Here is a 24,781-nt window from a genome sequence, read left to right as displayed (position 1 = left end):
GCACCTCCTTACATTGTTCGTTTATATTACCAAACGTAGCAGATTACTTCTCCACCAACATTTTCTTTTCTTGCTTGCTTGTCAGTTAATATACCTTTTGAAGTAGATATAACTGATATACCTAATCCATTTAATACTTTTGGTACTTCATGGTTAGAAGCGTAAACTCTCATACCTGGCTTAGATATTCTCTTAAGTCCTGATATAACTCTTTCGCCTGATTGTCCGTACTTTAATTGTATTCTTATTATTCCTTGCTTTCCATCTTCTATAACATCATAACCTCTAACGAAACCTTCTTCTAATAAGATTCTAGCTATTTCTTTCTTCATATTAGAAGCAGGAACGTCAACAGTTTCATGCTTAACAACGTTAGCATTTCTTATACGTGTAAGCATATCTGCAATTGGATCTGTCATTGTCATATTGAAACCCTCCTTCCATTCGTTAACTGGTTCTTACCAGCTTGCTTTTCTAACACCAGGTATTTGACCTTTATAAGCTAATTCTCTAAAGCATATACGGCATATACCGAATTTTCTTAATACTGAATGTGGTCTTCCACATATGCTACATCTAGTGTACTCTCTAGTAGCGTACTTTTGCTTTCTTTGTTGTTTAACAACCATTGCTTTTCTTGCCACTGGAATTCCCTCCTTTAATTTCGCTTAGAAAATGACATTTTCTAAGCTTACTTAGAAAACGGCATTCCTAATAATTTTAATAATTCACGAGCTTCTTCGTCTGTTTTAGCAGTTGTAACGAATATTATATCCATTCCTCTTACTTTATCAACTTTATCGTATTCTATTTCAGGGAATATTAACTGTTCTTTAACACCTAAAGCGTAGTTTCCTCTTCCGTCGAATGCATTAGCATTAACTCCTCTGAAGTCTCTAACTCTTGGTAAAGATACAGATACTAACTTATCCATGAAGTAGTACATTTTATCTGCTCTTAAAGTTACTTTAGCACCTATTGGCATACCTTCTCTTAATTTGAAGTTCGCAACAGACTTTCTTGCTCTAGTAACAACTGGCTTTTGACCAGATATTATTTCCATTTCTTCAACAGCTTTTTCTAAGCCTTTTGGATTCTCTCTAGCGTCACCTATACCCATGTTTATAACTATTTTGTCTAACTTAGGTATTTCCATAACGTTCTTATATCCAAATTTCTCCATTAAAGCAGGAGCAACTTCTTTCATATATTTTTCTTGTAATCTAGAAGCCATTTAAGGTCCCTCCTTTCAAGCTATATTATATTTCTTTTCCGCTCTTTACTGATACTCTTACTTTTTTCCCATCTTTAACTTCAAATCTAACTCTTGTTCCTTTTCCTGTTTCAGGATCTAATGGCATAACGTTAGATATATGAATTGGGGCTTCTTTATTTATTATTCCACCTTGTGGATTCATAGCACTTGGTTTTTGGTGCTTAGTTATTACGTTAACACCTTCAACTAATACTCTATTAGCCTTTGGCATTACCTTAGTAACTGTACCTTTTTTACCTTTATCTTTTCCTGCTATTACTACAACAGTGTCGCCTTTTTTAACACGCATCATGTCCTATTGCACCTCCTTATTATAGTACTTCTGGAGCAAGAGAAACTATCTTCATGAAATCATTATCTCTTAACTCTCTAGCAACAGGCCCGAATATACGAGTTCCTACTGGAGTTTTATCATCTTTGATTATTACAGCAGCATTCTCGTCGAAAGCTATATAACTTCCGTCATTACGTCTTATGCCTTTTTTGCTTCTTACTATAACAGCTTTAACAACTTTACCTTTTTTTACAACTCCACCTGGTGTTGCACTTTTAACACTAGCAACTATTACGTCGCCTATATTACCATATCTTCTTTTACTTCCACCTAGTACACGAATACAAAGTAATTCTTTTGCACCAGAGTTATCCGCAACTTTTAAACGTGTCTCTTGTTGTACCATATCGTAATCCCTCCTTTTCCAAAAAACTACTTAACTTTTTCAACAACTTCAACTAATCTGAATCTCTTATCTTTAGATAAAGGTCTAGTTTCCATTATCTTAACTCTATCTCCGATTCTACATACGTTGTTTTCATCATGAGCCTTGAACTTTTTAGTTCTCTTAACTGGCTTATTGTATAATGGATGACGTACGAAATCTTCAACAGCAACTACTATAGTTTTGTCCATTTTGTCACTTACAACACGGCCTATTCTTACTTTTCTTCTTCCTCTTTCCATGTTAAAAAGCCTCCTTTCCAATTAAGCTCTAGTTTCGTTTAACTTTCTTTCAGCAAGGATAGTTTTTACTCTAGCTATATCCTTTTTCACAAACTTAATTCTTGCTGTGTTTTCTAATTGACCAGTAGCTAATTGGAATCTTAAGCTAAATAATTCACTTTTGAAGTCATTTAATTTATTCATTAGCTCTTCGCTTGTTAAATCTCTTAATTCTTTAGCTTTCATCCTATTCACCACCCTTTACTTCTAAATCTTCTTTCTTTACAAACTTACATTTTACAGGAAGTTTGTGCATTGCAAGTCTCATAGCTTCTCTTGCTTTAGCTTCATCTACACCAGCTAGTTCGAACATAACTCTTCCTGGCTTAACTACTGCTACCCAGTATTCTGGTGAACCTTTACCAGCACCCATACGAGTTTCAGCAGGTTTTCTTGTTACAGGCTTGTGAGGGAATATTTTTATCCAAACCTTACCGCCTCTTTTTATATATCTTGTCATCGCGATTCTGGCAGCTTCTATTTGGTTAGAAGTTATCCATGAAGCTTCCATAGCCATTAATCCGAATTCACCATAAGTAACTTTGTTACCTTTTTGAGCTTTACCAGCCATGCTTCCTCTGTGAACTCTACGACGTTTTACTCTCTTTGGCATTAACATGAGAATTTCCTCCTTCCTTGAACCTTATTAATTTTAGTTTTCTTTATTTTCAGTTCTTTGAGGTCTTTGTCCTTGAGGTCTTTGTCCTTGAGGTCTTTGTCCTCTGTTGTTTCCTCTGTCATTTCCTCTAGAATTGTTTCTTCTATTATCGTTTCTTCTGTCGTTTCTCTTGTTGTTTCTTCTATCGTTTCTTCTGTCTTCTCTTGGGTTTACTCCGTTTTTAGTTGGTAAAACTTCTCCGTTGCATACCCAAACTTTGATACCTATTTTTCCGTAAGTAGTATCAGCTTCAGCAAATCCGTAATCGATATCAGATCTTAATGTTTGTAAAGGCACGTTTCCTTCGCTGTATCCTTCAGTTCTAGCCATTTCAGCTCCACCTAATCTACCAGATGCAGAAACTTTTATACCTTTAGCTCCTGATTTTAAAGCTCTTTGTATAGCTTGCTTCATAGCTCTTCTGAAAGCTACCCTTCTTTCGATAGCTAATGCTATGTTTTCAGCTACTAATTGAGCGTTTTTATCGATGCTTCTTACTTCAACGATATTAACTATAACATTTTTCTTTGTCATTTTTTCTAATTCTGCTTTTAAAGCTTCTATACCAGCACCAGCTCTTCCTATAACAACACCTGGCTTAGCAACGTGTAAGTCTAACTTTAACTTGTTTGCTGATCTTTCTATTTCTATCTTAGCAACTCCAGCAGAGTATAATTTATTCTTTAAGAATTTACGTACATTGTGGTCTTCTAATATTAAGTTTCCGAACTCTTTTTTATCAGTTGTAAACCATCTTGAATCCCAATCTTTTATAACACCGACTCTCAGTCCGTGTGGGTTAACCTTTTGTCCCATTGTTTTCCCTCCTATCTATTCATTATTTTTTTTCTTTAACAACAACTTCTATATGAGAAGTTCTTTTTCTTATCATAGTAGCTCTACCCATAGCTCTAGGCATAAATCTCTTTATTGTAGGTCCTTGGTTAGCAACTATTGAATCTATATATAATTTTTCAACGTCCATCTCGTGGTTATTTTCAGCGTTAGCTTTAGCAGATTTAACAACCTTAGCTATTATTGAAGCTGCTCCTCTTGGAGTGTACTTTAATATTGCTAATGCTTCATCAACATTTTTTCCTCTTACAAGGTCACATACTTGACCTGCTTTTCTTGGAGATACACGTACAAATTTTGCAGTAGCTTTTGCTTCCATTGTGTTCTTCCTCCTTCCCTAGTCAAAATATATAATTATTTTCTTTTGTTAGATTTTTCGTCGTCTTTGTGTCCTTTGAAAGTTCTTGTAGCAACGAACTCACCTAATTTATGTCCAACCATATCTTCTGTTATATAAACAGGAACGTGTCTTCTTCCATCATGTACAGCTATAGTATGCTCTACCATTTGAGGGAATATTGTTGAACTTCTTGACCAAGTTTTTATTACTTCTTTATTTCCACTTTCATTCATAGCTTCAACTTTCTTTAAAAGTCTAGCATGTATAAAAGGTCCTTTTTTAGTTGATCTTGACATTTAATATCCTCCTTTCCCGGGCAAATAAATTAAAATTTATTATTTAGTTCTTCTTGATACTATTAACTTATCAGAAGCTTTGTTTTTCTTTCTAGTTTTGTATCCAAGAGCTGGTTTACCCCATGGAGTAACTGGTGATGGTCTACCTATTGGAGATCTACCTTCACCACCACCGTGTGGATGGTCATTAGGGTTCATTACAGAACCTCTTACAGTAGGTCTTATACCCATATGTCTTTTTCTACCTGCTTTACCGATAACTACGTTACCGTGCTCTATATTACCAACTTGTCCTATAGTAGCTTTGCAGTTTATGCTTACGTATCTCATTTCACCTGATGGTAATCTAAGTAAAGCATATTTTCCTTCTTTAGCCATTAATTGAGCAGAAACACCAGCAGATCTAACTAACTGAGCTCCTTTTCCTGGCTTTAATTCTATGTTGTGTACAACTGTACCAACTGGCATATCTTTTAATGCCATAGCATTTCCTGGTTTTATATCAGCAGTTGGTCCTGATAATACAGTATCCCCAACTTTTAATCCAACAGGAGCTAATATATATCTTTTTTCACCATCTGCATAGTTTAATAAAGCTATGTTAGCAGTTCTGTTTGGATCGTATTCTATTGTAGCAACCTTAGCAGGTATACCGTCTTTATTTCTCTTGAAATCTATTATTCTATATTTTCTTCTGTTTCCTCCACCTCTGTGACGAACAGTTATTTTCCCGTGTGCATTTCTACCAGAGTTTTTCTTTAATGAAACTAAAAGAGATTTTTCTGGTTCATTGCAAGTTATTTCATCAGAAACTAAAACTGTCATTTGTCTTAAGGCAGGAGAAGTTGGTTTAAACTTTTTTATAGCCATCTGTTTTCCCTCCTTTGTTAATTAGGGGTATTACATACCTTGGAAGAATTCTATTTCTTTGCTATCAGCAGCTAATTTAACTACTGCTTTTTTGAAGCTTGCAGTTCTTCCTTCAGATCTACCCATTCTTTTAACTTTTCCATCGTAGTTCATTGTGTTTACTTTTTCAACGTTAACTCCGAAAACTTTTTCTATAGCTTTCTTTATTTCAGTTTTGTTAGCAGACTTTGCCACTACAAAAGTATATTTTTTCTCAACCATGTCAGCCATACTTTGTTCAGTTACAACTGGCTTTATTATTATATCATGTGGATTAGTCATTATGCGTACACCTCCTCCACTTTTTTAACAGCGTCTGTTGTTATTATGAATGAATCATATTTTAATATATCGTAAACGTTTATAGTGTTAACTGTAGCAGTTGCAACACCTTCTACGTTAGCAGCTGATTTTATAACGTTAGTGTTATTTTCAGCAGTTACTACTAAAGCTTTCTTAGCAGCATTTATATTCTTTAATATTTGAACGAATTCTTTAGTCTTAGGAGCTTCCATATTGAAAGAATCTAATACTATTATTTCGTTGTTTTGTACTTTAGAAGTTAAAGCACTCTTTATAGCTAATCTTCTAACTTTTCTTGGTAAAGTGTAGCTATAGTTTCTTGGCTTTGGTGCGAATGCAACTCCACCACCAACCCATTGTACAGCTCTTATAGAACCTTGTCTAGCTCTACCAGTTCCTTTTTGTTTCCAAGGCTTTCTTCCGCCACCTCTAACTTCTGCTCTAGTTTTAGCAGATTGAGTACCTTGTCTCTTGTTTGCTAATTGATTTTTAACAACTTCGTATAAAACGTGCTCATTAACTTCTACGTTGAATATAGAATCAGCTAATTCTATTTCTCCAACATTTTGTCCATTAATATTTAATACATTTAATTTTGGCATTATGCTTCCTCCTTTCTTAGGTTAGTTATTATTTAGAAGCTTTAACTGCTTCTTTTATAGTTACTACTGAACCTTTAGCTCCTGGTATAGCACCTTTAACTAATATAAGGTTCTTTTCAGCATCTATTCTAACTACTTCTAAGTTTTGAACAGTAACTTTAACGCTACCCATGTGTCCAGCTAATTTTTTGTTTTTGAATACTCTACCAGGGAATGAACAAGCACCCATTGAACCTGGTCTTCTGTGGTATCTAGAACCGTGAGATTCTGGTCCTCTAGATTGTCCATGTCTCTTTATTGGACCTTGGAATCCTTTACCTTTAGATATTCCACTTACATCTACCATTTCTCCTGCAGCGAATAAATCAGCTTTTATTTCTTGTCCAACTGTGTATCCTTCTACAGAGTCAACTCTGAATTCTTTTAAGTGTTTCTTTAAAGTATTTGCAGCAGCTAAATGTCCTTTTTGAGGTTTGTTTAAAGATTTTTCTTTAACATCTCCAAAACCAACTTGAACTGCGTTATATCCGTCTTTTTCAACAGTTTTTATTTGAGTTACAACAACAGGTCCTGCTTCAACAACTGTAACTGGTACTACTGCACCAACTTCAGTGAATATTTGAGTCATACCTATTTTTTTACCTAATATTCCTTTCATATTAGCACCTCCTATAATCTTACAGCGGATTACCTTTTAGGTAATCATTCTAAGATAGTTACCTTATAGGATAAGTATCTTAGGTGTTTATCTTATAATTTTATTTCTATATCAACACCAGCTGGTAAATCTAATCTCATTAATGAATCAACAGTCTTAGGTGTTGGGTTAGCTATGTCTATTAATCTCTTATGAGTTCTTATTTCGAATTGCTCTCTAGAGTCTTTGTATTTATGCACAGCTCTTAATATTGTCACTATTTGCTTTTCAGTTGGTAGTGGCACAGGTCCTGAAACTTGTGATCCAGCTTTTTTAGCAGTTTCTACTATTTTTCCAGCTGAAAAATCTAATAATTTGTGATCATATGACTTTAATCTTATTCTTATCTTTTCTTTAGCCATTTTATTTCCCTCCTTTTATCGAACTTTTTAATCTTACGTGTTTTAAACCCGTTAATACCGATACACACCTCCGGGTGTGTTGTGTTTTTAAAAACCAATATTAACTAAATTAACACTAAGATTTATTATAAGTTTTCGTATCTCTCAAGCACACTATTATATTTTATATTATAATTTACATTTTTTCAAGTTTTTTTTATGATTTTACAATTTTTATTTTACTATGTAAAATTTTTTTACAAACTTGATTTAATTCTTCTAACAAAGCACTTATTTAGTATATATCTTTTGATCATTATTGTCAATAAAATATGTATACCATATACTGCATTTTAAATCAAAAAAAGAGGAGGTTGCCCCCCCTCTTTTATCTATAAATAATTCTATATAAGAGATTATTCTATTATAGAAGCAACAACACCTGATGCTACTGTTCTTCCACCTTCTCTTATTGCGAATCTTAATCCTTCTTCAACACATATAGAGTTTATTAATTCAACCTCTATAGTTACGTTATCTCCTGGCATTACCATTTCTATTCCTTCTGGTAATTTACAAGCTCCTGTTACGTCAGTTGTTCTGAAGTAGAATTGTGGTCTGTATCCATCGAAGAATGGAGTGTGTCTTCCACCTTCTTCTTTTTTAAGAACGTATATCTCAGCCTTGAATTTAGTGTGAGCTTTAACTGTTCCTGGCTTAGCTAATACTTGTCCTCTTTCTATTTCAGTTCTTTGAACACCTCTTAATAATGCTCCTATGTTATCTCCAGCTTCTGCTTGATCTAGTAATTTTCTGAACATTTCTACTCCAGTAACTACTATCTTTCTTGGTTCTTCTGAAAGTCCTACAACTTCAACTTCGTCTTGAACTTTTAATATACCTCTTTCAACTCTACCTGTAGCAACTGTTCCTCTACCTGTTATAGAGAATACGTCTTCTACTGGCATTAAGAAGTCTTTGTCTACATCTCTTTCTGGAGCTGGTATATATTCGTCTATTATTTCGAATAATTCTACTATCTTATCTCCCCAAACTGAAGTTGGATCTTCTAAAGCCATTAAAGCTGATCCTCTCATTATTGGAGTGTCATCTCCTGGGAATTCGTACTCATTTAATAAGTCTCTTATTTCCATTTCAACTAACTCTAATAATTCTTCGTCGTCTACCATATCACACTTGTTTAAGAATACCACTATGTATGGTACACCAACTTGTCTTGATAATAGTATATGCTCTCTTGTTTGAGGCATTGGTCCATCAGTTGCTGAACAAACTAATATAGCACCGTCCATTTGAGCAGCACCTGTTATCATGTTCTTAACGTAGTCAGCATGTCCTGGACAGTCAACGTGAGCGTAGTGTCTGTTTGGAGTTTCATACTCAACGTGAGCAGTTGATATTGTGATACCTCTTTCTCTTTCTTCTGGAGCTTTATCTATGTTAGCAAAGTCTACAGCTTCTCCTAATTGATATCTTTCATGTAAAGTTTTTGTTATAGCAGCTGTTAATGTAGTTTTACCGTGGTCAACGTGACCTATTGTTCCTATATTAACATGTGGTTTACTTCTTTCAAATTTAGCTTTAGCCATTTTGAAATACCTCCCTGAATATATTTTTATGTAAGGTGAGATAATTCTCACCTTACTTTTTTTAGATTTATATTATATATAATTAACTTTATAAAAAGTTATTATTATTATTTACCTTCAGCTATTTTCTTAGCAACTGAAGCTGGAACTTGCTCGTAGTGGTCGAATATCATAGTGTATGTTGCACGACCTTGAGTAGTTGATCTTAACTCTGTAGAGTATCCAAACATTTCTGAAAGTGGAACGAATGCATTTATAACTTGTGCACCATTTCTAGCTTCCATACCTTGGATTAATCCTCTCTTAGAGTTTAATCCACCCATAACGTCTCCCATGTATTCTTCTGGAGTAACGACTTCAACTTTGAAGAATGGCTCAAGTAACACAGCGTTACCTTTCTTAAGAGCGTCCTTCATAGCCATAGATCCTGCCATTTTGAATGCCATTTCTGATGAATCGACTTCATGGTAAGAACCATCGTATAATTCAACAGCAACGTCAACAACTGGGTATCCTGCAACTATACCAGCTTGCATAGCACCTTGTATACCTGCATCAGTTGGTCCAACGTATTCTTTTGGTACAGATCCACCAACAGTTTTGTTTTCGAATTTGTATCCAGCACCTGCTTCTTGAGGAGTAACTCTGATCTTAACGTGACCATATTGTCCTCTACCACCTGATTGCTTAGAGTACTTGTATTCAACATCAACTGGTTGAGTTATAGTTTCTCTATAAGCAACTTGTGGAGCACCTACGTTAGCTTCAACTTTGAATTCTCTTAATAATCTATCAACGATTATTTCTAAGTGTAATTCACCCATACCTGATATTATAGTTTGTCCTGTTTCTTCATCAGTCTTAACCACGAAAGTTGGATCTTCCTCAGCTAATTTTTGAAGAGCTATACCCATTTTTTCTTGAGCAGCCTTAGACTTAGGCTCTATAGCAACAGATATAACTGGCTCAGGGAATTCCATTGATTCAAGTATTATTGGATGAGCTGGATCACATAAAGTATCTCCAGTAGTAGTATCTTTTAATCCTACTGCTGCAGCTATATCTCCAGCATATACTTCAGTTATTTCTTCTCTTGTGTTAGCATGCATTTGTAGAATACGTCCTATTCTTTCTCTCTTACCTTTAGTAGAGTTAAGAACATAAGATCCTCCTTGCATTATACCAGAGTAAACTCTGAAGAATGCTAACTTCCCAACGAATGGGTCAGTCATTATTTTGAATGCTAAAGCTGAGAATGGTTCTTCATCAGATGATTTTCTTTCAGACTCTTCTCCATTGTCTAATACACCTTTTATAGCCGGTATATCAGTTGGAGCTGGTAAGTAATCAACAACACCATCTAATAATAACTGAACACCTTTGTTTCTGTATGCAGAACCACAGAATACTGGGTTCATTTCACATGCTATAGTAGCTTTTCTTATAGCAGCTTTTATTTCTTCTACAGAGAACTCTTCACCTTCAAGATATTTCATCATTAACTCTTCATCAGTTTCAGCTACAGCTTCGATTAATTTTTCTCTCCACTCAGCAGCTAATTCCTTCATATCTTCAGGTATTTCAGTTTTTTCTATTTCTTTTCCTAAGTCATCTTTGTATATGTGAGCACACATTTCTACTAAGTCAACTTCACCTTGTAACCAATCTTCTTTACCTATTGGTAATTGAACTGGTACAGCATTTGCATTTAATCTATCTTTCATCATTTGTACAACATTATAGAAGTCTGCACCCATGATGTCCATTTTATTTACGAATGCCATTCTTGGTACTCCGTAGTTGTCAGCTTGTCTCCATACATTCTCAGATTGAGGTTCAACCCCACCTTTAGCACAGAATACTGCAACTGATCCATCAAGAACTCTTAGAGATCTTTCAACCTCAACTGTGAAGTCGACGTGACCTGGAGTATCTATTATGTTTATTCTATGGCCTTTCCATTGAGCAGTAGTAGCAGCAGAAGTTATTGTTATACCTCTTTCTTTCTCTTGCTCCATCCAGTCCATTTGAGAAGCTCCTTCGTGAGTTTCTCCTATTTTATGAGTTTGCCCAGTGTAGAACAGGATTCTTTCTGTAGTAGTAGTTTTCCCTGCATCTATATGAGCCATGATTCCTATATTTCTAGTTTTCTCTAAAGGAAACTTTCTAGCCATGGTTATCCTCCTTATGATATCCTATTCTCTTAAGGTTATCGGTCTATTCTATTTATTAGAATCTGTAATGAGCAAATGCTTTATTAGCTTCTGCCATCTTATGAGTATCTTCTTTCTTCTTAACAGAAGCTCCTGTATTGTTAGCAGCGTCCATTATTTCTTTAGCAAGCTTTTCAACCATACCTTTTTCTCCACGAGCTCTAGTATAGTTTACTAACCATCTTAAACCTAAAGTTTGTCTTCTTTCAGGTCTAACTTCAACTGGTACTTGGTAGTTAGCTCCACCAACTCTTCTTGCTTTAACTTCTAAAACAGGCATTATGTTTTCCATAGCAGTATTGAATACTTCTAAAGCATCTTCTCCTGTTTTTTCAGCTATCATAGCGAAAGCATCATAAACTATAGTTTGAGCTTTCCCTTTTTTCCCATCTATCATTAAGTTATTTATTAACTTAGTTACTACCTTACTTCCATACATTGGATCTGGTAAAACTTCTCTTTTTGGAACATTACCTTTTCTTGGCATTTTGCTTCCCTCCTTAATTATTTAATCTTAAATCATAGGTACTCGACATTATATAATGCCGTGATGCCATAAATATGTCTATATATTTAAAGCACCGCACTATAATCAATTGTTAGTTTTATTATTTCTTTGCAGCTTTAGGTCTCTTAGCACCGTACTTAGATCTAGCTTGCATTCTCTTATCAACACCTACAGTATCTAAAGTACCTCTTAATATGTGGTATCTAACCCCTGGAAGGTCTTTAACTCTTCCTCCTCTTATAAGAACAACACTGTGCTCTTGTAAGTTGTGTCCTTCTCCTGGTATATAAGCAGAAACTTCTATACCATTTGTTAATCTAACTCTGGCAACTTTTCTTAAAGCTGAGTTAGGTTTCTTAGGAGTAACTGTCTTTACTGAAGTACAAACTCCTCTTTTTTGTGGAGCACTTGCATCAGTAGCTTTTTTGTTTAAAGAATTGTATCCTTTTTGTAATGCTGGAGCAGTAGATTTTTTCTCTATTGCTTTTCTACTTTTACGAACTAATTGGTTAATTGTTGGCATTCATCTGCACCTCCTCTTTTAATAATTTTCGATCTTAATGACCGCCAACTTGCAAGCAATATATAATTATATTACTTATTAATACACAATTAAATGTCTATTAACACACATAAAATGTGGTTTTAGCACTTTTTAGCTTGGTGCTGCTAGTTCTTTGTATATTTAAAAGTCAATTCAAAAGCTACTAAGGACACAAAATCCTTAGTATTCTTTTGAATTTCATACTTTTACATTTTATCACCAGACTTAATCACTGTCAAGATTTCTTTATCTTTATCAGTTTTTAGTCTTGTATTTTTTCAACAGCTATGTTTTTATATCTCTTCATACCTGTTCCTGCTGGTATTAACTTACCTAATATTACATTTTCTTTTAAACCTATAAGTCTATCTTCTTTTCCTTTTATTGCTGCTTCAGTTAAAACTCTAGTAGTTTCTTGGAATGATGCAGCAGATAAGAATGATTCTGTAGCAAGAGATGCTTTAGTTATACCTAATAAAGTTCTCTTAGCAGTTGCTGGTCTTAATCCATTAGCTATAGCTTCTTCATTACACTTATTGAATGTTAATACATCTTCATATCCACCTGGTAATAAATCTGTATCTCCCGGATCTTCAACTTTAACTTTAGATAGCATTTGTCTTACTATAACTTCTATATGCTTATCGTTAACGTCAACCCCTTGCATTCTATAAACTCTTTGAACCTCTTTAACTATATACTCTTGAACTCCACCTATACCTTTAACTCTTACGATATCATGTGGATTTATAGATCCTTGAGTTAATGGATCTCCCGCTTCTACCATTTGACCTTGTTTAACTCTTATTCTTGAACCATATGGTATTGCATAAACTTGGTTTTCACCTGATTCTGGTATTATAACAACTTCTTTTCTCTTACCAGTTTCATCTATTTCAACTCTACCAGTTATTTCAGTTATTATAGCTAAACCTTTTGGTTTTCTTGCCTCAAATAATTCTTCAACCCTTGGAAGACCTTGAGTTATATCTCCTCCGGCAACCCCACCTGTATGGAATGTACGCATTGTAAGCTGTGTACCTGGTTCACCGATAGATTGAGCTGCTATTATACCAACAGCTTCACCTATATTAACTTCTTTACCTGTAGCTAAGTTTCTTCCGTAACACTTAGAACATACTCCATGAGTAGTCTTACAGTTAAGAACAGTTCTTATTCGAACTTTTTCTATTCCTACTGCTATTATTTTTTCAGCATCATCTTCTTTTATCATAGAATCAGCTTCAACTAAAACTTCTCCAGTTTGTGGATCTACTATAGAATCTATAGTATATCTACCAACTATTCTATCGTATAGTTCTTCGATTACTTCATTTCCATCTTTTATTGCAACTATTTCTGTAGTATCTGTTGTACCACAATCTATTTCTCTAACTATAACATCTTGACTGACATCAACAAGTCTTCTTGTTAAGTAACCTGAATCGGCAGTACGTAGTGCTGTATCGGCAAGACCCTTTCTAGCACCGTGTGATGATGTGAAGTATTCCATTACTGATAACCCTTCACGGAAGTTAGATTTAACTGGAACCTCAACTGTTTTACCAGATGCATTGGCCATCAGACCACGCATACCAGCTAACTGTCTTATCTGGTTCTTAGAACCTCTGGCACCAGAGTGAGCCATTATATAGATGTTATTTAATCTTTCAAGTCCTTCCATAAGAGCATCTGTTACTTTATCAGTAGTTTCTGACCAAGTTTCTATAACTCTTTCATATCTTTCCTCGTTAGATATTAAACCTCTTCTATATGCTCTTTCATACTTATCAACTTTTTCTTCTGCTTCTGCTAAGTATGCTTTTTTAGCTTCAGGAACCTTCATATCAGCAACTGCAACTGTTATACCACCTCTAGTTGAGAATTTGAATCCTAGAGATTTTATATGGTCTAGTAATATTGCAGTTTCTGTGTTTCCATGTTTTCTGAAGCACTTATCTATTATTTTACCTAGAGACTTCTTGTCAACTAAGAAGTCAACTTCTAATCCAAATGGATCTACTTCTCTATCTACAAAACCTAAGTTTTGAGGTATATTTTCATTAAATATGAATCTACCTACTGTACTTTCAACAAGAGATTTTCTACCGTCTGGTAAAACAACTCTCATTTTTACTAATGCATGTAGTTGTACTGCACCTGTTTGGTAAGCAAGTAGCATTTCGTTGTAATCTTTAAATATAGTTCCTGTTCCTTTTTCTCCGCCTTGAGCTTCGATTGTTAAGTAGTAACATCCTAGAACCATATCCTGAGAAGGAGTAGTTATTGGAGTACCATCTTTAGGAGCAAGTATATTATTTACAGAAAGCATTAAGAATCTTGCTTCTGCTTGTGCTTCAACTGATAAAGGTACGTGTACCGCCATTTGGTCACCGTCGAAGTCGGCATTGTATGCAGTACATACAAGTGGATGAAGCTTTATAGCTTTACCTTCAACTAAAACAGGTTCAAATGCTTGGATACCTAATCTATGAAGAGTAGGAGCACGGTTTAATAGAACCGGATGGCTCTTTATAACATCTTCTAAAACGTCCCATACTTCTGGTTTAACTTTTTCTACTATAGATTTCGCACTCTTTATATTATGAGCATACCCTTCTTTAACTAACTTATCCATGACAAATGGCTTGAATAATTCAAGAGCCATTTTCTTTGGAAGACCACATTGATAGAATTTAAGCTCTGGTCCAACAACTATAACAGAACGCCCTGAATAGTCAACACGTTTACCAAGTAAGTTTTGACGGAAACGTCCTTGCTTTCCTTTTAACATATCTGATAAAGACTTAAGAGGTCTATTACCAGGTCCTGTTACAGGTCTACCTCTTCTACCATTATCTATTAAAGCATCTACTGCTTCTTGAAGCATTCTCTTTTCATTTCTTACGATAATGTCTGGAGCTCCAAGTTCTAATAATCTCTTTAATCTGTTATTTCTATTTATAACTCTTCTATATAAATCATTTAAGTCTGAAGTTGCAAATCTTCCACCATCTAATTGAACCATTGGTCTTAAATCTGGTGGTATTACTGGTATAGCATCTAGTATCATCCATTCTGGCTTATTTCCAGATTTTTTGAAAGCTTCTACCACTTCTAATCTTCTTATAGTTCTAACTCTTTTTTGACCAGTACTGTCTTTTAAGTCAGCTCTTAATTCTTTACTTTCTCTTTCTAAATCTATATTTTTAAGTAGTTCTTTAACTGCTTCTGCACCCATCCCTACTTCGAAAGAGTTATATCCGTATTTTTCAACTGCACTTCTATATTCTTTTTCAGTTAATAGTTGTTTTGCATTTAGTCCAGTTTCTCCTGGATTAATTACAACATATGAAGCAAAATATAATATTTTCTCTAAAGATCTTGGAGACATATCAAGTAAAAGACCCATTCTACTTGGTATACCTTTGAAGTACCAGATATGAGACATAGGAGCTGCTAGCTCTATATGTCCCATTCTTTCTCTTCTTACCTTTGATTTAGTAACTTCTACTCCACATCTATCACAAACTACACCTTTGTATCTAACTCTTCTATATTTACCACAGTGACATTCCCAGTCTTTTTGTGGTCCAAATATTCTTTCACAGAATAAACCGTCTTTTTCAGGTTTTAAAGTACGGTAATTTATAGTTTCAGGTTTTTTTACTTCTCCTCTTGACCATTCTCTAATTTTTTCTGGAGAAGCTAAAGCTATTTTTATCGACTCAAAATTGTTTAATTCAAACAAGGAGTTCTCTCCCTTCTATTTGATATTTGCACTAATTAAAAACTATATATCAAAATCTTCATTTTCATAATCTAAATCAACATAATCCATATCTTCCTCAAGATCTAGATCATCTATATCTGCATCTGTTTCATCAACTAATTCATCATCTATTTCTTCTATTATGTGAGTATCTTCTACTTCTTGCATATCGTCTATAAGACTTGTCTCAAAGTTTCCATCCGTATCATCTACATCAATAGATTCTCTTACTTCTATTTCTTTATCTTCATCAGTTAATACCTTAACATCTAAACATAAACTTTGAAGTTCTTTTATAAGAACTTTGAATGATTCAGGAATTCCTGGTTCTGGGATATTTTCACCCTTAACTATTGCTTCATAAGTTCTAACACGTCCTACAACGTCATCAGACTTAACTGTAAGTATTTCTTGAAGTATGTGAGCTGCACCATATGCTTCTAATGCCCAAACCTCCATCTCACCAAATCTTTGTCCACCGAATTGTGCTTTACCACCTAGTGGTTGTTGAGTTACTAGTGAGTATGGTCCTGTACTTCTTGCATGTAACTTATCATCAACTAAGTGATGTAGTTTTAACATGTACATGTATCCTACAGTTATTCTATTATCAAATGTTTCACCTGTTCTTCCATCATATAATGTTAACTTTCCATCCCTAGGATATCCAGCCTCTTCAAGAGCATCCATTATATCATATTCGTTAGCACCATCAAATACAGATGTTGCTACATGCCATCCTAAAGCTTTAGCAGCAAGACCTAAATGAACTTCAAGTACCTGACCGATGTTCATACGTGATGGTACCCCTTGAGGGTTAAGAACTATATCAAGTGGAGTTCCGTCAGCCATAAACGGCATGTCTTCTTCAGGTAATACTCTAGATATAACCCCTTTGTTACCATGACGTCCAGCCATCTTATCTCCAACTTTTATTTTTCTCTTCTTAGCTATATAACATCTAACTAATTCATTAACACCTGGAGATAAATCGTCTCCATTTTCTCTAGTGAATACTTTTACGTCAACGATTATACCAGATTCTCCGTGAGGAACTTTAAGCGAAGTATCTCTAACTTCTCTTGCTTTTTCTCCGAAGATTGCACGAAGTAATCTTTCTTCAGCAGTAAGTTCAGTTTCTCCTTTTGGAGTTACCTTACCAACTAATATATCTCCTGAATCTACTTCTGCACCTATTCTTATTATACCTCTATCATCTAAGTTCTTTATTGCACTTTCAGATACGTTTGGTATATCTCTAGTTATTTCTTCTGGTCCTAGCTTAGTATCTCTCGCTTCACATTCATATTCTTCTATATGAATTGTAGATAATCTATCTTCTTTAACTAGTCTTTCATTTATTAAGATGGCATCCTCGTAGTTGTAACCTTCCCAAGTCATGAATGCTATAAAACAGTTTCTACCTAATGCTACTTCTCCTAAGTCTGTAGCTGGTCCATCCGCTATAACATCTCCTGCTTGTATTACATCATTCTTATTAATTATAGGAGTTTGATTTATACAAGTACCTGAGTTTGAACGTTTGAATTTAAGTAATTTATATCTATCCTTACTTCCATCTTCTTTTCTTATTATTATTTCATCTGCAGTAACTCTTTCTGCTATACCTGAGTTTTTAGCAACTACAACAGCTCCAGAGTCTTTAGCAGCTCTATATTCTACTCCTGTACCAATGATCGGTGCTTCTCTTCTTACTAGAGGCACAGCTTGACGTTGCATGTTTGATCCCATTAGAGCACGGTTGGCATCGTCATTTTCTAAGAATGGTATCATAGCTGTAGCTATAGAAACAACTTGCTTAGGAGATATATCCATGTAATCAACTCTATTTGCAGGAACTAGCTCAACTGCACCATTTACAGTTCTACAAACTACTCTGCTATTTACGAACTCACCATTTTCAGTTAATGGTTCATTCGCTTGAGCTCTTACGAATAAATCTTCTTCATCTGCAGTTAAATAGTGTATTTCATTTGTTATTTTACCTGTTTCCTTATCATACTTTCTATAAGGAGACTCGATAAATCCATATTCATTTATCTTTGCATAAGTACCTAATGAGTTTATAAGACCGATGTTTGGTCCTTCTGGAGTCTCTATCGGACACATTCTTCCGTAGTGTGAGTGATGAACGTCACGCACTTCGAATCCAGCTCTTTCTCTCGAAAGACCTCCTGGTCCTAACGCAGATAATCTTCTTTTGTGTGTTAACTCAGATAATGGGTTAGTTTGATCCATGAACTGAGATAACTGAGAACTACCAAAGAACTCTTTTATAGCAGCAGAAACAGGTCTTATGTTTACTAATGCTTGTGGAGTTATTGATTCCATATCTTGAACAGTCATTCTTTCTTTTATAACTCTTTCCATTCTAGAAAGACCTATTCTAACTTGGTTTTGAAGTAATTCTCCAACTGATCTTATTCTTCTGTTACCTAGATGATCTATATCATCTATGTTACCTATTTCATAGAATAAGTTGAATTCATAACTTATAGAAGCTATTATATCATCTAGTAATATATGCTTTGGTATAAGTTCTTTCATTCTTATTCTTAATGCTTCTTTTATTTCTTCTTCGTCACTATATTCATCTAGTATTTCTTTTAATGTTGGATAGTGAACTTTTTCTTTTATATTTAATTCATCTATATTAAAATCAATGTGAGCTTTAATATCTACAAAGTTATTCCCTATAACTTTAACTGTAGTATCTTCATCTGAAAGTATATTCACAACGTTTATACCTGAGTTTTGTATAGCTTTAGCTGTATCATAAGATATTCTATCTCCAGCCTTAACAAATACTTCTCCAGTTTCAGGATTTATTATATCATCAGCTGAAATCTTATTCATTATTCTGTAGCATAATGCAAGTTTCTTATTAAACTTGTATCTACCTACTTTAGCTAAATCATATCTCTTTGGATCAAAGAATAAAGCATTTAATAATGATGAAGCACTTTCAACAGTAGGCGGTTCGCCTGGTCTTAACTTTTTGTATATTTCTACTAATCCCTCTTCAACAGTTTTAGTATTGTCTTTTTCTAAAGTAGCACTTAATCTTTCATCTTCACCTAAAAGATCTATTATTTCTGCATCAGTACCTATACCTAATGCTCTTAATAAAACAGTAACTGGTTGTTTTCTAGTTCTATCTACTCTTACAGATATAACATCATTAGAGTCTGTTTCATATTCTAACCATGCTCCTCTATTTGGGATAACAGTAGAAGATATTAATCTCTTACCAGTTTTATCTCTTTCTTCAGCATAATAAACCCCTGGAGATCTAACTAACTGACTTACTATAACTCTTTCCGCACCGTTTATTACGAAAGTTCCTCTTTCAGTCATAAGTGGGAAGTCGCCCATAAATACTTCTTGTTCTTTTATTTCCCCAGTTTCTTTATTTATAAGTCTTACTTTAACTTTTAGAGGCGCACAGTATGTAGCATCTCTTTCTTTACACTCTTCTATATCGTATTTCGGCTTATCATCTAAAGAGTAGTCAACAAATTCTAATATAAGATTACCTGTATAATCTTCTATTGGGGAAATATCTTCAAATACTTCCTTTAACCCTTCTTCTAAAAACCACTTATAAGAATCCACTTGTAATTCTATAAGATTTGGTAAATCAGCTATTTCTTTTATCTTAGAAAAGCTCATTCTAGTTCTTTTACCTATCGTGACAGGATGTGGCATTCACTTTTCACCTCTCAATAATTAAAAATAAAACCATAGTCATTCTAACGCATCTAATAATTTTACCATAAGAATTGTTATTTTTCAATATGTATATTAACAACTATTACACAATCTGTGTATTATTATTTAACGTCATAAAATATGCATTATTTATTATGCACAAAATGCCAATCTATAATTCTAATTTCTTCGTATATTTTTATATTTTTTTAATTAACTTAAAATCACTTATACACACATTTATATTTTATTAAAAAAAAAGATGCCAAAAGGCATCTTTCTTCGTTTTATTTATAAAAACTACTTAACTTCTACAGTAGCTCCAGCAGCTTCTAACTTAGCTTTCATTTCTTCAGCTTCTTCTTTAGAAACTCCTTCTTTAACAGTCTTAGGAGCGTTGTCAACTACTTCTTTAGCTTCTTTTAATCCTAATCCAGTTATTTCTCTAACAGCTTTTATAACTCCAACTTTTGAAGATCCAGCTCCTGTTAATACTACATCGAATTCAGTTTTTTCTTCAGCAGCTCCACCAGCAACTGCACCAGCCATCATAACTGGAGCTGAAGCAGATACACCGAATTTTTCTTCAGCAGCTTTAACTAATTCATTTAATTCTAAAACTTTCATGTTTTCTATAGCTTCTAATATTTGTTCTATTGTCATTTTTAGCACCTCCGAATTTTTCTCTTTAACTATTTTATTATGATAATGTTATTAAATAACTTTATCTATTTTTTCAAAATTGACAATTAAGCTTCTTGTCCTTCTGCTTTCTTTATCATTGCATCTATTAAGTATGCGAAGTTTGACATTGGAGCCTTTAAGCTTCCAAGTAACTTAGCAAGAAGAACTTCTCTTGATGGTATGTTAGCGAACTCAACTATTTGAGATTCGTTGTAGAATTCTCCTTCTACTACACCCATTTTTAATTGCATTTTTGGATGAGAATCCATAAATTCTTTTAATATTCTAGCTGGAGCAACAGGATCTTCGTATCCGAATGCTATTGCGTTAGTTCCAACTAATAACTCGTCATTGAATTGTTCTATACCAACTTCTTTAGCAGCTCTTCTTACTAAAGTGTTTTTGTATACCTTATATTCAACACCAGCTTCTCTCATTTTCTTTCTTAATTCAGTTACTTCTTCAACTGTTAATCCTTTGTAGTCAACTACAACTGCAGAAGAAGATTTTTGTAACTTCTCAACTATTTCACTTACAACTTGTGATTTAAGTTCTATAGCTTGTCTCATCTAAACGTGCACCTCCTTCATCTGATAGGTTTGTTTACGCCGTATATCTCATTAAAAAAAGCTTTCGTATCATTAGTAGACACACAAAGCTTTAGTAATTCAATCCATCTAAAACCTCGGTAGGATATTTAAGCATTCGCCCCTACTGTCTACGGCAAAACTATTATTTTTTTATATCAACAAATGTTATATTAACATTTTTGTTTATCTGTGTCAACAGGATAATTATTCTGCTATTTTAGCTGGATTTATTTTTACTCCAGGTCCCATAGTAGAAGCAACTGATATACTTCTTAAGTATTGTCCTTTAGCAGCAGCTGGCTTAGCTTTAACAACAGCATCCATTAATGCAGCAAAGTTTTCAGCTAATTTTTCTCCACCGAAAGATACTTTACCTACAGTAACGTGTATTATGTTAGTCTTGTCTAATCTGTACTCAACTTTACCTGCTTTTATTTCTTCTATAGCTTTAGCTACATCAAATGTAACTGTTCCTGATTTAGGGTTTGGCATTAAACCTTTTGGTCCTAATACTCTACCTAATCTACCAACTACACCCATCATGTCTGGAGTAGCAACAACTATATCGAAATCGAACCAGTTTTCACCTTGTATTTTTTGAACTAATTCTTCAGCTCCTACAAAGTCTGCTCCTGCAGCTTTAGCTTCTTCAGCTTTTGGTCCTTTAGCAAAAACTAAAACTTTTTTAGTTTTACCAGTTCCGTGTGGTAATACAACCGCACCTCTAACTTGTTGATCAGCGTGTCTAGAGTCAACACCTAATTTTATATGAGCTTCAACAGTCTCATCGAATTTAGCATTAGCTATTTCAGAAACTAAAGTTAATGCTTCTTTAGCATCGTACATTCTAGTTCTATCAACTTTGCTTAATGCTTCTACATACTTCTTGCTTTTTTTAGCCATTTTATTTTCCTCCTCGTGGTTATTTTCGGTTTTAAAACCTCCCACTTCTATATGAAGTGTCTAATTTAAAATTAGTCTTCTACAACGATACCCATACTTCTAGCAGTACCAGCTATCATGCTCATAGCAGCTTCTACTGATGCAGCGTTTAAGTCAGGCATTTTTAATTCAGCTATTTTTCTTATTTCATCAGATGATAAAGTAGCAACCTTCTTCTTGTTTGGTTCTCCTGATGCTGAATCTAAACCAGCAGCTTTCTTTAATAATACTGCAGCTGGTGGAGTTTTTGTTATGAAACTGAATGATCTATCTTGATATACAGTTATAACAACTGGTATTATCATCCCAGCTTGATCTGCAGTCTTAGCATTGAATTCTTTTGTGAATCCCATTATGTTAACACCGTGTTGTCCTAATGCTGGACCAACTGGTGGTGCTGGAGTAGCCTTTCCTGCAGGTATTTGTAATTTTATTTGACCTATAACTTTTTTAGCCATTTTAATCGCACCTCCTCAGATTATTTACATATAAAAATTATATTCTTTCAATACTTTCAATATCCATCTCAAATGGAGTCTTTTTATTAAAAGCATCCAAGCTAACAGTAGCAGTTCTGTTTTCCATATTGATTTTTTCTATAGTCCCTATTTTGCCGCTAAATGGACCTTTTTTGATTTGAACATTGTCTCCAACCTCTAAATCAGTTTCTCCATTAACAACTTTTGTAGACTCTAAATCAATACCCATAGCAATAACTTCATCATCACTTAATGGTACTGGTTTTGAACCAGGTCCAACGAACCCTGTAACGCCCTTAGTATTTCTAACAATATACCAAGATTCGTCTGTTATAACCATCTTGATTAACACATAACTTGGGTATACTTTTCTTTGTCTTGTTTTTTCCTTACCTGTTTTTGTAGTTTCTACTACATCTTCAGTAGGAACAACGACTTGAGTTATGCATTCTTCCATACCTCTTGTCTTTACAGCTTTTTCTATAGTAGCTTTAACCTTGTTTTCATGTCCTGAATAGGTATGAACTACATACCATTTTGCCTCTTGTAATTCTGACATTTCTTTTCTCCTTTTTATCTACTTAGTATATATGCTAACGCACCAGACAAAGCAGTGTCTAATAGCCATACTAATATAGTGAACGAAATAACTACAGTTAAAACTATTCCTGTATTTTTCAGTAATTCCTTTTTTGTCGGCCACGTAACTCTCTTTAACTCTTGCTTAGTTTCTTTTATATAAGATACTAAACTAAATTTTTTCTTCTTAGGTATTGAACCATTATTCACTTGAGTAGCCATACTACACTCACATCCTTAAATTAAAAACTATTTTGTTTCTTTATGAGTAGTGTGTTTCTTACAGAATCTACAATATTTTTGTAATTCTATTCTGTCTGGATTGTTTTTCTTATTTTTTGTAGTGTTATAGTTTCTTTGCTTACATTCAGTACATGCTAAAGTTACTTTTACTCTCATCTGCTACACCTCCAACATTTTTAAGTACATATATTAAATAATATAATACTTTAATTTATTTAATTGAAGTATTATTACCTTCCAAATCATTACCTTGTATAAGTTATCACAAATTAATATGACTGTCAATGTTTTTGTACTTCCTATCTTTAAAAAAAGAGGAGGTTGCCCCCCTCTTTTATCTATAAATAATTCTATATAAGAGATTATTCTATTATAGAAGCAACAACACCTGATGCTACTGTTCTTCCACCTTCTCTTATTGCGAATCTTAATCCTTCTTCAACACATATAGAGTTTATTAATTCAACCTCTATAGTTACGTTATCTCCTGGCATTACCATTTCTATTCCTTCTGGTAATTTACAAGCTCCTGTTACGTCAGTTGTTCTGAAGTAGAATTGTGGTCTGTATCCATCGAAGAATGGAGTATGTCTTCCACCTTCTTCTTTTTTAAGAACGTATATCTCAGCCTTGAATTTAGTGTGAGCTTTAACTGTTCCTGGCTTAGCTAATACTTGTCCTCTTTCTATTTCAGTTCTTTGAACACCTCTTAATAATGCTCCTATGTTATCTCCAGCTTCTGCTTGATCTAGTAATTTTCTGAACATTTCTACTCCAGTAACTACTACCTTTCTTGGTTCTTCTGAAAGTCCTACAACTTCAACTTCGTCTTGAACTTTTAATATACCTCTTTCAACTCTACCTGTAGCAACTGTTCCTCTACCTGTTATAGAGAATACGTCTTCTACTGGCATTAAGAAGTCTTTGTCTACATCTCTTTCTGGAGCTGGTATATATTCGTCTATTATTTCGAATAATTCTACTATCTTATCTCCCCAAACTGAAGTTGGATCTTCTAAAGCCATTAAAGCTGATCCTCTCATTATTGGAGTGTCATCTCCTGGGAATTCGTACTCATTTAATAAGTCTCTTATTTCCATTTCAACTAACTCTAATAATTCTTCATCGTCTACCATATCACACTTGTTTAAGAATACTACTATGTATGGTACACCAACTTGTCTTGATAATAGTATATGCTCTCTTGTTTGAGGCATTGGTCCATCAGTTGCTGAACAAACTAATATAGCACCGTCCATTTGAGCAGCACCTGTTATCATGTTCTTAACGTAGTCAGCATGTCCTGGACAGTCAACGTGAGCGTAGTGTCTGTTTGGAGTTTCATACTCAACGTGAGCAGTTGATATTGTGATACCTCTTTCTCTTTCTTCTGGAGCTTTATCTATGTTAGCAAAGTCTACAGCTTCTCCTAATTGATATCTTTCATGTAAAGTTTTTGTTATAGCAGCTGTTAATGTAGTTTTACCGTGGTCAACGTGACCTATTGTTCCTATATTAACATGTGGTTTACTTCTTTCAAATTTAGCTTTAGCCATTTTGAAATACCTCCTATTGTTATGTTATATAAATTTTGCTTGTAATAAGCTT

At 34.1% G+C, this 24,781-nt stretch carries 30 protein-coding genes and 1 other annotated feature; all 30 genes read right to left on the bottom strand.

Features of this window, described 5'->3' with window-relative positions:
- Positions 1 to 26 precede the first annotated feature (26 nt).
- Positions 27 to 425, bottom strand: a complete 399-nt coding sequence (gene rpsH, locus HF520_RS13815) for a 30S ribosomal protein S8 (RefSeq protein ID WP_168574483.1) — start codon at positions 423 to 425, stop codon at positions 27 to 29.
- Positions 426 to 458: 33 nt separating this feature from the next.
- On the bottom strand, positions 459 to 644 hold the full coding sequence (locus HF520_RS13810; RefSeq protein WP_122641145.1) for a type Z 30S ribosomal protein S14: 186 nt from the start codon (positions 642 to 644) through the stop codon (positions 459 to 461).
- A 47-nt stretch (positions 645 to 691) separates the two neighbouring features.
- Positions 692 to 1,234, bottom strand: coding sequence for a 50S ribosomal protein L5 (rplE, locus tag HF520_RS13805; RefSeq protein WP_168574482.1), 543 nt, complete (start codon positions 1,232 to 1,234; stop codon positions 692 to 694).
- Between the two features lie 25 nt (positions 1,235 to 1,259).
- Complete coding sequence (rplX, locus tag HF520_RS13800) at positions 1,260 to 1,565, bottom strand: 50S ribosomal protein L24 (RefSeq protein ID WP_168574845.1); 306 nt, start codon at positions 1,563 to 1,565, stop codon at positions 1,260 to 1,262.
- 22 nt (positions 1,566 to 1,587) lie between these two features.
- Positions 1,588 to 1,956 carry a 50S ribosomal protein L14 gene (rplN, locus tag HF520_RS13795; protein WP_147541922.1) on the bottom strand — a complete coding sequence of 123 codons (369 nt, stop codon included), beginning with the start codon at positions 1,954 to 1,956 and terminating at the stop codon, positions 1,588 to 1,590.
- 26 nt (positions 1,957 to 1,982) lie between these two features.
- The gene (rpsQ, locus tag HF520_RS13790; protein ID WP_147541923.1) at positions 1,983 to 2,237 is read right to left on the bottom strand and encodes a 30S ribosomal protein S17; all 255 of its coding nucleotides are present in this window, start codon (positions 2,235 to 2,237) and stop codon (positions 1,983 to 1,985) included.
- Positions 2,238 to 2,258: 21 nt separating this feature from the next.
- Positions 2,259 to 2,462, bottom strand: a complete 204-nt coding sequence (gene rpmC, locus HF520_RS13785; RefSeq protein ID WP_122641141.1) for a 50S ribosomal protein L29 — start codon at positions 2,460 to 2,462, stop codon at positions 2,259 to 2,261.
- 1 nt (position 2,463) lies between these two features.
- Positions 2,464 to 2,895 (bottom strand): 50S ribosomal protein L16, encoded by a 432-nt coding sequence (gene rplP, locus HF520_RS13780; protein ID WP_122641140.1) that lies wholly within the window; start codon positions 2,893 to 2,895, stop codon positions 2,464 to 2,466.
- 33 nt (positions 2,896 to 2,928) lie between these two features.
- Positions 2,929 to 3,750: a 30S ribosomal protein S3 gene (gene rpsC, locus HF520_RS13775; protein WP_168574481.1), complete on the bottom strand. Its 822-nt coding sequence runs from the start codon at positions 3,748 to 3,750 to the stop codon at positions 2,929 to 2,931.
- A gap of 22 nt (positions 3,751 to 3,772) precedes the next feature.
- Positions 3,773 to 4,108 (bottom strand): 50S ribosomal protein L22, encoded by a 336-nt coding sequence (gene rplV / locus HF520_RS13770; protein ID WP_147516909.1) that lies wholly within the window; start codon positions 4,106 to 4,108, stop codon positions 3,773 to 3,775.
- Between the two features lie 35 nt (positions 4,109 to 4,143).
- Positions 4,144 to 4,425, bottom strand: coding sequence for a 30S ribosomal protein S19 (gene rpsS / locus HF520_RS13765; protein WP_168574480.1), 282 nt, complete (start codon positions 4,423 to 4,425; stop codon positions 4,144 to 4,146).
- A 39-nt stretch (positions 4,426 to 4,464) separates the two neighbouring features.
- Positions 4,465 to 5,295, bottom strand: a complete 831-nt coding sequence (rplB, locus tag HF520_RS13760; protein ID WP_122641136.1) for a 50S ribosomal protein L2 — start codon at positions 5,293 to 5,295, stop codon at positions 4,465 to 4,467.
- A 30-nt stretch (positions 5,296 to 5,325) separates the two neighbouring features.
- Positions 5,326 to 5,616 carry a 50S ribosomal protein L23 gene (gene rplW, locus HF520_RS13755; RefSeq protein WP_153973102.1) on the bottom strand — a complete coding sequence of 97 codons (291 nt, stop codon included), beginning with the start codon at positions 5,614 to 5,616 and terminating at the stop codon, positions 5,326 to 5,328.
- Positions 5,616 to 6,239 (bottom strand): 50S ribosomal protein L4, encoded by a 624-nt coding sequence (gene rplD, locus HF520_RS13750; protein ID WP_168574479.1) that lies wholly within the window; start codon positions 6,237 to 6,239, stop codon positions 5,616 to 5,618. Before rplD ends, rplW begins: the two co-directional genes overlap by 1 nt.
- Positions 6,240 to 6,267: 28 nt before the next feature.
- Positions 6,268 to 6,897, bottom strand: coding sequence for a 50S ribosomal protein L3 (rplC, locus tag HF520_RS13745; RefSeq protein WP_168574478.1), 630 nt, complete (start codon positions 6,895 to 6,897; stop codon positions 6,268 to 6,270).
- Positions 6,898 to 6,989: 92 nt separating this feature from the next.
- The gene (gene rpsJ / locus HF520_RS13740) at positions 6,990 to 7,298 is read right to left on the bottom strand and encodes a 30S ribosomal protein S10 (protein WP_122641132.1); all 309 of its coding nucleotides are present in this window, start codon (positions 7,296 to 7,298) and stop codon (positions 6,990 to 6,992) included.
- Positions 7,299 to 7,693: 395 nt separating this feature from the next.
- Complete coding sequence (tuf, locus tag HF520_RS13735) at positions 7,694 to 8,887, bottom strand: elongation factor Tu (protein ID WP_168574477.1); 1,194 nt, start codon at positions 8,885 to 8,887, stop codon at positions 7,694 to 7,696.
- A 107-nt stretch (positions 8,888 to 8,994) separates the two neighbouring features.
- Entirely contained in the window at positions 8,995 to 11,061 is a 2,067-nt protein-coding gene (gene fusA / locus HF520_RS13730) for an elongation factor G (protein ID WP_168574476.1), read from the bottom strand.
- Between the two features lie 55 nt (positions 11,062 to 11,116).
- Positions 11,117 to 11,587 (bottom strand): 30S ribosomal protein S7, encoded by a 471-nt coding sequence (rpsG, locus tag HF520_RS13725; RefSeq protein WP_122641130.1) that lies wholly within the window; start codon positions 11,585 to 11,587, stop codon positions 11,117 to 11,119.
- 121 nt (positions 11,588 to 11,708) lie between these two features.
- Positions 11,709 to 12,131, bottom strand: a complete 423-nt coding sequence (gene rpsL, locus HF520_RS13720; RefSeq protein WP_168574475.1) for a 30S ribosomal protein S12 — start codon at positions 12,129 to 12,131, stop codon at positions 11,709 to 11,711.
- Positions 12,132 to 12,414: 283 nt separating this feature from the next.
- Positions 12,415 to 15,903 carry a DNA-directed RNA polymerase subunit beta' gene (rpoC, locus tag HF520_RS13715; RefSeq protein ID WP_168574474.1) on the bottom strand — a complete coding sequence of 1,163 codons (3,489 nt, stop codon included), beginning with the start codon at positions 15,901 to 15,903 and terminating at the stop codon, positions 12,415 to 12,417.
- A 42-nt stretch (positions 15,904 to 15,945) separates the two neighbouring features.
- Positions 15,946 to 19,653 (bottom strand): DNA-directed RNA polymerase subunit beta, encoded by a 3,708-nt coding sequence (gene rpoB, locus HF520_RS13710; protein WP_168574473.1) that lies wholly within the window; start codon positions 19,651 to 19,653, stop codon positions 15,946 to 15,948.
- A 303-nt stretch (positions 19,654 to 19,956) separates the two neighbouring features.
- On the bottom strand, positions 19,957 to 20,319 hold the full coding sequence (gene rplL, locus HF520_RS13705) for a 50S ribosomal protein L7/L12 (RefSeq protein ID WP_168574472.1): 363 nt from the start codon (positions 20,317 to 20,319) through the stop codon (positions 19,957 to 19,959).
- Positions 20,320 to 20,405: 86 nt separating this feature from the next.
- On the bottom strand, positions 20,406 to 20,909 hold the full coding sequence (gene rplJ, locus HF520_RS13700; protein WP_147541808.1) for a 50S ribosomal protein L10: 504 nt from the start codon (positions 20,907 to 20,909) through the stop codon (positions 20,406 to 20,408).
- Between the two features lie 45 nt (positions 20,910 to 20,954).
- Positions 20,955 to 21,082: a sequence feature (ribosomal protein L10 leader region), on the bottom strand.
- Between the two features lie 52 nt (positions 21,083 to 21,134).
- Complete coding sequence (gene rplA, locus HF520_RS13695; RefSeq protein WP_168574471.1) at positions 21,135 to 21,833, bottom strand: 50S ribosomal protein L1; 699 nt, start codon at positions 21,831 to 21,833, stop codon at positions 21,135 to 21,137.
- Between the two features lie 71 nt (positions 21,834 to 21,904).
- Positions 21,905 to 22,330: a 50S ribosomal protein L11 gene (gene rplK / locus HF520_RS13690; protein WP_168574470.1), complete on the bottom strand. Its 426-nt coding sequence runs from the start codon at positions 22,328 to 22,330 to the stop codon at positions 21,905 to 21,907.
- A 37-nt stretch (positions 22,331 to 22,367) separates the two neighbouring features.
- Positions 22,368 to 22,910: a transcription termination/antitermination protein NusG gene (nusG, locus tag HF520_RS13685; RefSeq protein WP_168574469.1), complete on the bottom strand. Its 543-nt coding sequence runs from the start codon at positions 22,908 to 22,910 to the stop codon at positions 22,368 to 22,370.
- Between the two features lie 14 nt (positions 22,911 to 22,924).
- Positions 22,925 to 23,152: a preprotein translocase subunit SecE gene (gene secE / locus HF520_RS13680; protein ID WP_168574468.1), complete on the bottom strand. Its 228-nt coding sequence runs from the start codon at positions 23,150 to 23,152 to the stop codon at positions 22,925 to 22,927.
- A 27-nt stretch (positions 23,153 to 23,179) separates the two neighbouring features.
- Positions 23,180 to 23,329, bottom strand: coding sequence for a 50S ribosomal protein L33 (rpmG, locus tag HF520_RS13675; RefSeq protein ID WP_003421192.1), 150 nt, complete (start codon positions 23,327 to 23,329; stop codon positions 23,180 to 23,182).
- Between the two features lie 206 nt (positions 23,330 to 23,535).
- Entirely contained in the window at positions 23,536 to 24,729 is a 1,194-nt protein-coding gene (gene tuf, locus HF520_RS13670; RefSeq protein ID WP_168574467.1) for an elongation factor Tu, read from the bottom strand.
- Positions 24,730 to 24,781: the final 52 nt, after the last annotated feature.

It is taken from the genome of Romboutsia sp. CE17 (assembly GCF_012317385.1).
In the GTDB taxonomy this organism is placed as follows: domain Bacteria; phylum Bacillota; class Clostridia; order Peptostreptococcales; family Peptostreptococcaceae; genus Romboutsia_E.
Note: the sequence above shows the minus strand (reverse complement) of the source record. Positions and strands in the feature narration are given on the sequence as shown.

Excerpts from the sequence above, each read along its gene's own strand:
- rplX (WP_168574845.1), bottom strand. The coding sequence starts at position 1,565 with ATGCGTGTTAAAAAAGGCGACACTGTTGTAGTAATAGCAGGAAAAGAT.
- rplW (WP_153973102.1), bottom strand. The coding sequence starts at position 5,616 with ATGACTAATCCACATGATATAATAATAAAGCCAGTTGTAACTGAACAA.
- rplB (WP_122641136.1), bottom strand. The coding sequence starts at position 5,295 with ATGGCTATAAAAAAGTTTAAACCAACTTCTCCTGCCTTAAGACAAATG.
- rpsQ (WP_147541923.1), bottom strand. The coding sequence starts at position 2,237 with ATGGAAAGAGGAAGAAGAAAAGTAAGAATAGGCCGTGTTGTAAGTGAC.
- rplP (WP_122641140.1), bottom strand. The coding sequence starts at position 2,895 with ATGTTAATGCCAAAGAGAGTAAAACGTCGTAGAGTTCACAGAGGAAGC.
- secE (WP_168574468.1), bottom strand. The coding sequence starts at position 23,152 with ATGGCTACTCAAGTGAATAATGGTTCAATACCTAAGAAGAAAAAATTT.
- fusA (WP_168574476.1), bottom strand. The coding sequence starts at position 11,061 with ATGGCTAGAAAGTTTCCTTTAGAGAAAACTAGAAATATAGGAATCATG.
- rplC (WP_168574478.1), bottom strand. The coding sequence starts at position 6,897 with ATGAAAGGAATATTAGGTAAAAAAATAGGTATGACTCAAATATTCACT.
- rpmG (WP_003421192.1), bottom strand. The coding sequence starts at position 23,329 with ATGAGAGTAAAAGTAACTTTAGCATGTACTGAATGTAAGCAAAGAAAC.
- nusG (WP_168574469.1), bottom strand. The coding sequence starts at position 22,910 with ATGTCAGAATTACAAGAGGCAAAATGGTATGTAGTTCATACCTATTCA.
- rplD (WP_168574479.1), bottom strand. The coding sequence starts at position 6,239 with ATGCCAAAATTAAATGTATTAAATATTAATGGACAAAATGTTGGAGAA.
- tuf (WP_168574467.1), bottom strand. The coding sequence starts at position 24,729 with ATGGCTAAAGCTAAATTTGAAAGAAGTAAACCACATGTTAATATAGGA.
- rpsL (WP_168574475.1), bottom strand. The coding sequence starts at position 12,131 with ATGCCAACAATTAACCAATTAGTTCGTAAAAGTAGAAAAGCAATAGAG.
- rplL (WP_168574472.1), bottom strand. The coding sequence starts at position 20,319 with ATGACAATAGAACAAATATTAGAAGCTATAGAAAACATGAAAGTTTTA.
- rplN (WP_147541922.1), bottom strand. The coding sequence starts at position 1,956 with ATGGTACAACAAGAGACACGTTTAAAAGTTGCGGATAACTCTGGTGCA.
- rpsH (WP_168574483.1), bottom strand. The coding sequence starts at position 425 with ATGACAATGACAGATCCAATTGCAGATATGCTTACACGTATAAGAAAT.
- rplJ (WP_147541808.1), bottom strand. The coding sequence starts at position 20,909 with ATGAGACAAGCTATAGAACTTAAATCACAAGTTGTAAGTGAAATAGTT.
- rplE (WP_168574482.1), bottom strand. The coding sequence starts at position 1,234 with ATGGCTTCTAGATTACAAGAAAAATATATGAAAGAAGTTGCTCCTGCT.
- tuf (WP_168574477.1), bottom strand. The coding sequence starts at position 8,887 with ATGGCTAAAGCTAAATTTGAAAGAAGTAAACCACATGTTAATATAGGA.
- rplV (WP_147516909.1), bottom strand. The coding sequence starts at position 4,108 with ATGGAAGCAAAAGCTACTGCAAAATTTGTACGTGTATCTCCAAGAAAA.
- rplA (WP_168574471.1), bottom strand. The coding sequence starts at position 21,833 with ATGGCTAAAAAAAGCAAGAAGTATGTAGAAGCATTAAGCAAAGTTGAT.
- rpmC (WP_122641141.1), bottom strand. The coding sequence starts at position 2,462 with ATGAAAGCTAAAGAATTAAGAGATTTAACAAGCGAAGAGCTAATGAAT.
- rpsC (WP_168574481.1), bottom strand. The coding sequence starts at position 3,750 with ATGGGACAAAAGGTTAACCCACACGGACTGAGAGTCGGTGTTATAAAA.
- rpoB (WP_168574473.1), bottom strand. The coding sequence starts at position 19,653 with ATGCCACATCCTGTCACGATAGGTAAAAGAACTAGAATGAGCTTTTCT.
- rpsS (WP_168574480.1), bottom strand. The coding sequence starts at position 4,425 with ATGTCAAGATCAACTAAAAAAGGACCTTTTATACATGCTAGACTTTTA.
- rplK (WP_168574470.1), bottom strand. The coding sequence starts at position 22,330 with ATGGCTAAAAAAGTTATAGGTCAAATAAAATTACAAATACCTGCAGGA.
- rpsG (WP_122641130.1), bottom strand. The coding sequence starts at position 11,587 with ATGCCAAGAAAAGGTAATGTTCCAAAAAGAGAAGTTTTACCAGATCCA.
- rpsJ (WP_122641132.1), bottom strand. The coding sequence starts at position 7,298 with ATGGCTAAAGAAAAGATAAGAATAAGATTAAAGTCATATGATCACAAA.